Source organism: Psychrobacter sp. T6-1 (genome assembly GCF_052258445.1).
In genome coordinates this window covers 1-7,916 of record NZ_JBQQFC010000103.1, presented here as the reverse complement: position 1 = coordinate 7,916, position 7,916 = coordinate 1, and the positions used below count along the sequence as shown (strand labels likewise).

7 protein-coding genes are annotated in these 7,916 nt (G+C 43.8%); 3 read left to right on the top strand and 4 right to left on the bottom strand.

What is annotated here, in order from left to right; all coding sequences use genetic code 11:
* On the top strand, nucleotides 1-561 hold a 561-nt coding region (locus tag ACTXGO_RS07335; protein ID WP_443573886.1), incomplete at its 5' end, for a DJ-1/PfpI family protein.
* Nucleotides 562-767: 206 nt separating this feature from the next.
* Here ACTXGO_RS07335 and ACTXGO_RS07330 read toward each other — a convergent pair.
* Nucleotides 768-2,111: a valine--pyruvate transaminase gene (locus ACTXGO_RS07330; RefSeq protein ID WP_443573885.1), complete on the bottom strand. Its 1,344-nt coding sequence runs from the start codon at nucleotides 2,109-2,111 to the stop codon at nucleotides 768-770.
* Nucleotides 2,112-2,513: 402 nt separating this feature from the next.
* Between ACTXGO_RS07330 and ACTXGO_RS07325 the strand changes: the two genes are divergently transcribed.
* Both ACTXGO_RS07325 and ACTXGO_RS07320 read left to right on the top strand, forming a co-directional pair.
* On the top strand, nucleotides 2,514-3,224 hold the full coding sequence (locus ACTXGO_RS07325) for a hypothetical protein (RefSeq protein ID WP_443573883.1): 711 nt from the start codon (nucleotides 2,514-2,516) through the stop codon (nucleotides 3,222-3,224).
* A gap of 54 nt (nucleotides 3,225-3,278) precedes the next feature.
* Entirely contained in the window at nucleotides 3,279-4,274 is a 996-nt protein-coding gene (locus tag ACTXGO_RS07320) for a restriction endonuclease (RefSeq protein ID WP_443573881.1), read from the top strand.
* A gap of 15 nt (nucleotides 4,275-4,289) precedes the next feature.
* On the opposite strand, the gene ACTXGO_RS07315 is transcribed toward ACTXGO_RS07320, so the two are convergent.
* The 3 genes from ACTXGO_RS07315 to ACTXGO_RS07305 all read right to left on the bottom strand — a co-directional run.
* On the bottom strand, nucleotides 4,290-6,929 hold the full coding sequence (locus tag ACTXGO_RS07315; protein ID WP_443573879.1) for an ABC transporter permease: 2,640 nt from the start codon (nucleotides 6,927-6,929) through the stop codon (nucleotides 4,290-4,292).
* On the bottom strand, nucleotides 6,922-7,644 hold the full coding sequence (locus tag ACTXGO_RS07310; RefSeq protein ID WP_443573877.1) for an ABC transporter ATP-binding protein: 723 nt from the start codon (nucleotides 7,642-7,644) through the stop codon (nucleotides 6,922-6,924). Before ACTXGO_RS07310 ends, ACTXGO_RS07315 begins: the two co-directional genes overlap by 8 nt.
* Nucleotides 7,641-7,916 (bottom strand): SGNH/GDSL hydrolase family protein (locus tag ACTXGO_RS07305; protein WP_459112918.1); only part of this gene is annotated, 276 nt, incomplete at its 5' end. The genes ACTXGO_RS07305 and ACTXGO_RS07310, both read right to left, overlap by 4 nt.

Sequence of the window (7,916 nt, the reverse complement as noted above, 5' to 3'; positions counted from 1 at the left end):
GAGGATGACAAAGACGTTAAAGAGATTTACGCTGAGTACGAGTCCAAGCTGAATAAGCCAAAAAGTATCGCTGACTTTGTCAAAAATGATATGGCAAATAATGACGATTATGCCGCGATCTTTATCCCCGGTGGTCATGGTGCGATGCTAGGCTTACCTGAAGATTACAATCTGGGTGAATTGCTGCGTTGGGGTCATGACAAGGATCTGTTTACCTTAGCAATATGTCATGGACCAGCGGCTCTACTAGCGGCTAATTTAGAGAGTCCTGATAACTTAGATCAAGACGATGACGCTAACCAAGACTTTATTTTTAAAGGTTACAAAATGGTCGCCTTCCCAACTATAATGGATAAGCAAATGCCAAAAATCGGTTATTTGCCTGGACCTATGCCTTGGTACTTTGCAGAAAAGTTAGAAGATTTAGGCGTCACGATTAGCAATAAGCTCGCCTCAGGACAGACGCATCAAGATAGAAAGCTAATCTCAGGTGACGGGCCTCTAGCGGCTAATGAGTTTGGTAAAATGAGTGCTAAAGCTTTGCTAAAAGAGCTTGGCTAGATCGTTTTCTTAGGGTCGTAGTATAAAAAACGGACTATTTGATAGTCCGTTTTTCTGTCTGTGCTGTTATATCAAACTCAAAAAATAGGGTGAATAATACTCAACTGCTTTAGCCTTTGTAGGGTGCGCCGCGCGCACCGATTACAGGTAATAGCCTACAACTGGTGCGTGAAACGCACCCTACGCCTACTTTAGTTTTTACGGACTCACTTAGCCATATCATAAATCCCACGAACCACCTCACCAATCACTGCAATTCCTTTCTCTAAAGTGTCTTCATCAGCGGCAATACTCATACGAATACATTCATGCGCGTGTTTGTAGTTATCAACATCAACGCCGGGAAAGAAGTACTGGCTTGGCACAATAAGCGTGCCTTTTTCCTTCAAACGTTCATACAACTCAAGCGTGGTAATCGGTAAATCCTTAAACCATAACCATAAAAATATCGCGCCCTCAGGCTTATGAATCGATAGCGGATAATCCCCCAGTTCCTTTTTAAGTAGCGCAACTGCGGTTTTCGCTTGCTGCTGATAAAATGGCTTAATCTCATTGTCAGATAAGTCTTTAATAGCATCGTTTTTCATCAGTGGCGTAGCAATAGAAGCCCCAAAGCGTGTGGGCGAGAGATTGACCACCGCATTCATCGCACTAACCGCTTCGATAACTTCGGGAGCGGCAACGATAATACCCGTACGCACGCCGGGCAAGCCAATTTTAGACAGGCTAAAACAAAGAATGGTATTGTCATCCCAATTAAGGGTGACGTCTGAATAAATAATATTAGGAAAGGGCATGCCATAAGCGTTATCGATAATCAGCGGTACATCGTAACGTTTGGCAATCTCCGCCAAATGCGCCATTTCCTCATCGGTCAATACATTGCCCGTCGGATTAGTCGGACGCGAACAACAAATCGCGCCAATACGACCTTCCTTTAGTGCGGGCAACTTCTCCAACGCCTCAAAATCCACGCGATATTTAAAGAAGCCTGCTTCGCCATTATGAGTCACTTCATCGATATGCGGCAACACCGCCATAAAATGCTGACCCTCAACATGCACATCGCTATAGCCAATATACTCAGGGGCAAGCGGTAGCAAAATCGACTTATCTATCGACTTATTGTCTTTATCTTGACTGGACTCATCAACGAACGCCCCGCCAAACAAATTAAACAAATAGAAAAATGCATTTTGCGAGCCATTGGTTAAGGCGATATTTTCTGACGTTAAATTCCAATCATAATGACGATTAAAGAAGCCTACCAAGGCATCGATAAAAGCGGCATCGCCCTGCGGGTTGGAGTAATTCGCCATGCTACTCGTCGCCGTGCTATTGGTCTCCTCACTATTATTAAAGCTACCGTCGCTACCCAGCGCTTGATAGGTCTCTAAAAACAACTCATTGACCGCTTCAATACGTGCTGGATTACCACCGCCCAGCATGTTGACGGGCTTATCGCTTTTGAGCGCATCGCCCAAATCATCCATCAATTGCGAGATGCCCGTAGGCTGAATAAACTTTTGACCGAACTTTGAGAATTTCATAAGGCTACCATGCTGTTTGGGAGGGTGTTATAAGTGGGTATTTAACCGATAAAGTTGGGCTAGTATAGCAAATGGTGTGTCAATTATATAAGTAATCAGGTAGCTTGATAGATATAGGTGTTTGAGTACTGAACCATTTATGGCAACCTATAAAGTATTTTATCAGGTAACGTGGTATTGTTAATTTCAGCCTTATAAAAAGTCGGTTAATTCAGTTGTATTTAAATTACATCAGTTAGGCAGTAATAAAAGCGACGCAAAGTTAGCATTCCAAGTTTTTATACTGATATAAATTAATAACACTGACTATAAGATATAAAAATGCAAGTATGCAAAGTAGAAGGCAACGCTACGGTAGCTGTGGTTTGAGTAGATTTGTTTTAAATAATGAAAGGAATGACAATGAATAGCATGCACAACTTACTTGATGAAGTTAACCTCAAAACTAAACCAATCAAATCGTCAGGAACCAAGTATGCTATACCAAAAGTAGTTTTTAAAAAATTGAAACTCAACACGCAATTTAAACTGTATCATCTTGAAGATGACTTCAACGTACCTTGTTGCTGCGCTTTCTTTTTATTTAATGACGAATGGAGTAAAGAGAGTCTTTGCGCATTAAAGGAGCAGTCAAGTGCGAATTTACTGATTGGTATAAGAACTAGTGATAGATTTATGGAAGTTGGTGACATCATAAATAGTGTCATCTGCTGTAAGCTTGAGGAAGTCGCTAGAATTGTACATCAGTTCCAAGCTATGCTAAGTGTACACGGAAGCTACATTGCTATGGACTTAAACGATATCATCCATTTCTTTAACCAAAACTCATATACAAAATATGCTGAAACAAAACTTTATCTATCAGACGATTTTACTGAGCAAAATAAACAAGAAGTAGAAGAGTTTATAGCTAAACTACCTATAAGAAATATTAGAGATTTTCTGCTCTACACTCATTCAGCCAACTTTACGGGTCTAAAGTATTTTAGTGAAGTTATAGAGATAGTTGAGCAGAAAGTTGATGACTATGATATGCCGTTATATGGTATGGCGATGACGAATACATTAAATGATACTTATATCAGTCTTATATATCCCATAGAGCCACATTAAAATTAATGAGTTACAAATCGCTTTTACACACAGCAATATTATAAGGAAACTAAGATGACAAAATATATATTGGTAAGGACGCCAAAAGCTTTAATTGAACAGAACAAAATTGGTATTGGCTGGAGTAAAGTTGATTTTTCACAATTTACTACCGCTGATGACCTAATTAAAGAACTTAAAAGCGAGCATCCTAGATTTAGTCGCGCAAGAAAGCAAGTCAAGCGCTTCTTTAACCTAAAGCAAGGCGATGTTATTGTTGTTCCTAGCTATAAAAGTGTTCTTTTAGCAGTTGTATCTGGCGAAAAAACATTTGATCCAGATTTTGATGATGGTCATGGAGCAAACCAAATTAGTGTAAATTATTTAAAGCAAGCAAATGGTAAGCTTCTACGTATTGCTCGAAGTGATTTGACTGAAGGTTTAGAGCGTCGCTTAAGAATTCGCCAAACTGTGGCAGATTTAAAAGATTTTAGTAATGAATTAGATAAGTTTATTGCTCAAAAAGATAATTTTTCATTGAAAAATGAATATTTACACATATTAGCAACTGAACAAGAAACATTTAAAGATGAACTAATTAAACGTCTTCGACACGGTAAAACAAGACTCGATGCAGGTGGGTATGGGCTAGAAAAGCTTATTAAAGAGTTGCTTCAGTTAGAGGGTTATACAGACGTTGAAATATTAGGTAAAAAAAATCAATCAGGTATTGCTGACGTAGATATTATTGCAAAATCCTCAAGTAATCCCTTTGCACCTACTTTACTTATTCAAGCAAAACATCATCGCGGTGAAACAAGCGCTCATGCTATCAAGCAATTAATGGCATATGAGTATAATGATAGTGATGATGATGCTCATGTTCAACGTTGGATGATAACTACGGCAGATGTTAATAATGAAACGGCAGAGCAAGCTCTTACGCAGGGCATTCATGTAATGCGAGGTAACACATTCGCAGAATGGCTTTTTGATCATTTTGAGAACTTATCAGATGATACAAAGTTACGTTTAGGTGTAGGTGTGTTGCCAACGTTTATTAAGACATAAGATAAAAAGAGACTACTAAATCATCGCCCTGACCCGTGCCATAATCCCGCGCCCAATCACCAATCTCACATAAATAATCGCAATACCCAGCAGTAAGGCAAGCAGCAATCCGCCGCCAATACCTAAGCTCGTCCACGGCACGCTAAAGCGCAAATCAAACCACTGAGTAATCGCAAACCACGAGCCAGCGCTGGCAATCGTCATCGCAAACACCGCCGCGCTAACCCCAAGTACACCAATCTCCAAGATATTAAGCAGGTATAAATCACGCTTTTGCATACCGAGCAATCGGAACGAGGCGCTCTCTTGCATGCGGTCTTGTGAGGTGGACAGCAGCGAGCTAATGAGCACCATAATACCCGTGAGCAGTGCCAGTAAGGTGAAGACATAGACCAAGCGGCTCATCTGCTGCACCAGTCCTTGGATTTGCTCAGCGATAGCCGTACCATCAACTGTAGTGACGGCAGGGAATTCGCGTACCAGCTGACCTTGTACCGCGGCGATACTGTCCTCAGGGATGTGCGCGGTGGCAAACTGGATTTGCGGGGCGGCGGCTAATAGCTCAGGCTCGAACAAAAAGTAAAAGAACGGACTGGGGCCACGCTCAAAGCGCGAGCGAATACTGGTAATCTCTCCAGTTATCTCGATGCCTTGGATATTAAACACCACTTCATCACCCATACCGACATTAAGCATTTCAGCCGCGCCGTCTAAGATAGACAAGGGCTGTACTTGTTGTAGCTTTGAGATTTGCGGGTCTTGACCATCGATAGGGCTATACAGCTCGTCATTGGTGACCGCATCGACGATGTATTCGGTGTCCATAATCGTGTCGGCGTAGCTTAAGTTAAACACCCGCGTCGGCTCATCGAAGTCGTCATCAGCATCGATATCTTCTGCCGCCACGCCTCCCGCGGTGACGATACGCGCGCGAATAACCGGATAATAGCTGACCGGTGCGCCAATGATGTTATTAATCGCGTCATGTTGTTCGCTTTGCACATCAAGCAAAAATATATTAGGCGCATCTTCAGGGTAGGCGTTGACGAACTGGGCATTAATACTGTGATTGAGAGTAGTAATCAGGGTCAATACCGCGACCGATAGCGATAGCGTGACGAAGAATAGCGCGGATTGATTGCCTTTACGCGCCAGATTATGAATAGCAATGCGCTGCATCCAGCTGACGTTTTTGTTTTTCGCCAAGCGTGATAACAGCCACAACCAACCGCGTGCCAATGCCCAAAAGATAGCGACAAAGCCAATTAAACCGATAAGCAGTTGCGTTGATAAGCGCCAAGAGCCGACTTCATAAGTGAAGAATAAATACAGACCGATAAACATCCCCCCGTACCAGAGTAGGGGCAAGCGTTTGTACCCTTTATACCAAGGGGGCAGTTTACCCGATTGCTGGCTTGCGCCTTGATTAAGTAGGGTAGCGGGTTTGGTGGTACTCAGCTCATTAAGACCGCGCTGGGTAATCACGAGCGTCAATATAATAGCGATAATGAGCGTTTTAATAATACTAATGGGACTAATCGCTAAACCAAGGTCTTCTGGCAAAATAGCGGTGAGATAAGGCTGGCCGATTTTTAATAGCCCGAGACTGACCACTACAGCGGCAACACTGGCAATGATAGAGGTGCTCAATAACAGCCGATAGTAACTGGCTTTAATTTGACGGGCAGGTTCGCCCATCGCCATACGGATGGCATTGTTGGCTTGCTGTTTGGTGACAAAGGCGGTGATGACGCCATACATAGCGACTGCCGATAATAGCAGTACCGCGATGACCAGTAATTTCAAAAACATCAGTACATTGTCAGAGATGCGCGAGACCTGCGTATCTTCGCTATCGATATCAGAAAGCCTGATGTTAGGATAGCTGGTTAAAGTTTGCTCTAATTGCTCATTTAATGCGGATATGGTTTCCTCGTCACCTGCCATCTCGATACGGTAACGCACGCGGCTACGCTGACCGAGCAGATTGGTTGCCTCCAGTGCGTCCTCTTGCATCAATACATGCCCGCCAAAATCAAAGGCGCTCAAGGGACGGTCTGGCTCTTTGGTCAGTACATCGCTGATGGTAAATTGCCCATCGCCAATAGTAACCGTATCGCCAACATCGGCATTTAACCCTTGTAACACCTCTGGCGCAATAACGATGGTGTCCGGCCTTAGCTGTTGCCATAAGGGTTTGCCGGAGGCGGTTTGTGCTTCGCCATATAAGGGATAGGCAGGAGTAACGCCTTTAATGCGCACCAATAAGGTCTGCTCTTCGGTCACCGCCATGGAGCTAAACTGATGGTCATAAACGACTTGGGTTTCAGGCAAGCTGCGTACTTGCTCTAATACTTGCGCCGGCCACTCTTGATTGCTCTCGAGTACCAAATCGCCACCGACCAGCGCGCGCTGATTGTCCGTGATGTAGGTATTCACCGCTTGCTGAATCGAATCCAAAGTCAGATAAGTGGCGAGCGATAGGGTTAGAGTGATTAAGAATAAAACGGGATACACCCAGCGTCGCCACCAGCTACGGGTCAGGGCTTTGGTGCCTAATGTGGATGCAAAAAGCTGACTTATTATGTTGTTAGTGGTGTCTGCATTATCATTGACACGATGACCAGTTTGATTGTTTTTTGTGACCTTATCCATTGGCGTAAGTTCCGTCTATCACCCCATCATGCATGGTAATGACTCTATCCGCCATCTCGGCAAGTGCTGGATCATGAGTCACCACCACCAGCGCCGAACCGGTTTGTTGCCGTAAATCTAACAATAATTGCATAACTTGCTCGGCATTTTGCTCGTCCAAATTACCGGTAGGCTCATCAGCAAAGACGATTTTGGGACGCGAAACCAAAGCGCGGGCGACGGCGGTACGCTGCTGTTCACCGCCAGATAATTGATTAGGCAAACTATCACGCCGATGCCCAAGTCCGACCGCATCGATGAGTTCATCAACCCGCGCATTGTCAGGACGACGGGCAATATCGAGCGGAAAAGCAATATTTTCTGCAACGGTTAAGGTCGGCAATAAATGAAAGGATTGAAACACAAAGCCCATGTCACGCTGACGAATAGCGGCGAGCTTATCTTCATCAAGGCTACTTAAGGTTTGCTCGCCAAGCTTAACCGAGCCGCTATCGGGATAATCTAATGCTGCTAGCAAACCAAGCAAGGTTGATTTACCTGAGCCGGACTTACCCATAATCACCACAAACTCGCCGGCCTCAACATGGATACTGACGTCTTTAATAATCGCTAGCGATTGCTCGCCTACTGAGACCGTTTTGGTTAAGCCAGTGGCGCGTAGTAGCACCTCTTGGTCAGAGGCAGGATTCACATTATTAGCTTTTGTTAGGCTCATTGCGCAGTCTCAGTGGTAGACGTTTCTACAGGAGTAAGCGAGTTTGCTTGCATAGATTGCAGCATTCTATCGACTTCAGGCTTAAGCACAGGCAAGATATTATTATCAACAATGATGGTATAACCCTCTTTAGTTGGATGAATAGCATCAGCTTGATTGAGCTCAGGATCGCCGCCTACGCCTTCTAAGAAAAACGGAATCATCGGCACATTCATATCTTCAGCGATACGTGGATAAATAGCTGAGAACGACTGTACGTATTCATTGCCCAA